The sequence below is a fragment of the Clostridium sp. TJA032 genome (genome assembly GCF_058310275.1).
Genome location: NZ_JBZEFB010000015.1, coordinates 1 through 2,606, shown reverse-complemented (window position 1 = coordinate 2,606; position 2,606 = coordinate 1). Strand labels below are relative to the sequence as shown.

Sequence of the window (2,606 nt, the reverse complement as noted above, 5' to 3'; positions counted from 1 at the left end):
ACTATATTTGGTCAAGCCCTCGATCTATTAGTATCGGTCAGCTGAACATGTTACCATGCTTACACCTCCGACCTATCAACCTTGTGTTCTTCAAGGGATCTTACTAGCTTACGCTATGGGAAATCTCATCTTGAGGTTGGCTTCACGCTTAGATGCTTTCAGCGTTTATCCATTCCCGACTTAGCTACCCAGCTGTGCTCCTGGCGGAACAACTGGTGCACCAGAGGTCAGTCCATCCCGGTCCTCTCGTACTAAGGACAGCTCCTCTCAAATTTCCTACGCCCGCGACGGATAGGGACCGAACTGTCTCACGACGTTCTGAACCCAGCTCGCGTGCCGCTTTAATGGGCGAACAGCCCAACCCTTGGGACCTACTTCAGCCCCAGGATGCGACGAGCCGACATCGAGGTGCCAAACCTCCCCGTCGATGTGGACTCTTGGGGGAGATCAGCCTGTTATCCCCGAGGTAGCTTTTATCCGTTGAGCGATGGCCCTCCCACGAGGTACCACCGGATCACTAAGCCCGACTTTCGTCCCTGCTCCACTTGTGGGTGTCGCAGTCAGGCTCCCTTCTGCCTTTGCACTCTTCGAACGATTTCCGACCGTTCTGAGGGAACCTTTGGGCGCCTCCGTTACTTTTTAGGAGGCGACCGCCCCAGTCAAACTGCCCACCTAACAATGTCCTGTGACCAGATTCATGGCCGCCAGTTAGAATTTCAGTACTATCAGGGTGGTATCCCAAGGTTGACTCCACCAAGGCTGACGCCCTGGTTTCCTAGTCTCCCACCTATCCTGTACAGACAATACCAAAACTCAATGCTAAGCTACAGTAAAGCTCTACGGGGTCTTTCCGTCCAATCGCGGGTAGCGAGCATCTTCACTCGCACTACAACTTCGCCGGATTTACAGTTGAGACAGTGCCCAAGTCATTACGCCATTCGTGCGGGTCAGAACTTACCTGACAAGGAATTTCGCTACCTTAGGACCGTTATAGTTACGGCCGCCGTTTACTGGGGCTTAAGTTCACACCTTCGCTTGCGCTAAGTGTTCCCCTTAACCTTCCAGCACCGGGCAGGCGTCAGCCCCTATACATCAGCTTACGCTTTAGCAGAGACCTGTGTTTTTGCTAAACAGTTGCTTGGGCCTATTCTCTGCGGCCTACTCTCGTAGGCACCCCTTCTCGCGAACTTACGGGGTCAATTTGCCGAGTTCCTTAACTGTAATTCTTCCGCCGGCCTTAGGATTCTCTCCTCACCTACCTGTGTCGGTTTGCGGTACGGGCACTACTTCTCTCTCTAGACACTTTTCTTGGCAGCGTGGAATCATGTACTTCGGTTCCGTAGAACCTTCCCCATCACGCCTCAGCATTATGAAAGCGGATTTGCCTACTTTCACTGCCTAAACGCTTAGACTAGCATCCAATAGCTAGCACACACTATCCTCCTGCGTCATGCCATCGATATTAACGATGGTAGTGGTACTGGAATATCAACCAGTTGTCCATCACCTACGCCTTTCGGCCTCGGCTTAGGTCCCGACTAACCCTCAGCGGACGAACCTTCCTGAGGAAACCTTAGGTTTTCGGCCTGTGGGATTCTCACCCACATCTCGCTACTGATGCCAACATTCTCACTCGTAACCAGTCCACCGCTCCTTACGGTACGACTTCAGCCCGGTTACGACGCTCTCCTACCGCTTGAACATTCGTTCAAGCCCGTAGCTTCGGTGGTAAGTTTAGCCCCGTTACATTTTCGGCGCAAGATCTCTCGACTAGTGAGCTATTACGCACTCTTTTAATGAATGGCTGCTTCTAAGCCAACATCCTAGTTGTCTTAGAAATCTCACATCCTTTCCCACTTAACTTACACTTTGGGACCTTAGCTGACGATCTGGGCTGTTTCCCTTTTGACCACGGATCTTATCATTCGTAGTCTGACTGCCGAGCTCAAAGTATGTGGCATTCGGAGTTTGATAAGGTTCGGTAAGCGCTATGCCCCCTAGCCCATTCAGTGCTCTACCTCCACTACTCATACTCGACGCTAGCCCTAAAGCTATTTCGGAGAGAACCAGCTATCTCCGGGTTCGATTGGAATTTCTCCGCTATCCACAGCTCATCCCATGCTTTTTCAACAGCAACGTGGTTCGGTCCTCCACGAGGTTTTACCCTCGCTTCAACCTGGCCATGGATAGGTCACCCGGTTTCGGGTCTACGGCATGCAACTAGTCGCCCTATTCAGACTCGGTTTCCCTTCGGCTCCGTACCTTAAGTACTTAACCTTGCTACATACCGTAACTCGTTGGCTCGTTCTACAAAAAGCACCTCATCACCCTCATAAGGGGCTCTGAGCGGTTGTAGGCACACGGTTTCAGGTTCTATTTCACTCCCCTCCCGGGGTTCTTTTCACCTTTCCCTCACGGTACTGCTTCACTATCGGTCATCAGGTAGTATTTAGCCTTGGGAGGTGGTCCTCCCTGCTTCCCACAAGGTTTCACGTGTCTCGTGGTACTCTGGATCATAACTTATGGTCTTCTCGTTTCACTTACAGGACTATTACCTTCTACGGTGGAACTTTCCAGTTCTCTTCAGTTACAATAGCCTCCACTTT

At 51.4% G+C, this 2,606-nt stretch carries 1 rRNA gene; it reads right to left on the bottom strand.

The window, feature by feature from the left end:
• Nucleotides 1–7: 7 nt before the first annotated feature.
• Nucleotides 8–2,606: ribosomal RNA gene (locus AC4FRL_RS11610) — 23S ribosomal RNA — on the bottom strand; the annotation flags it as partial.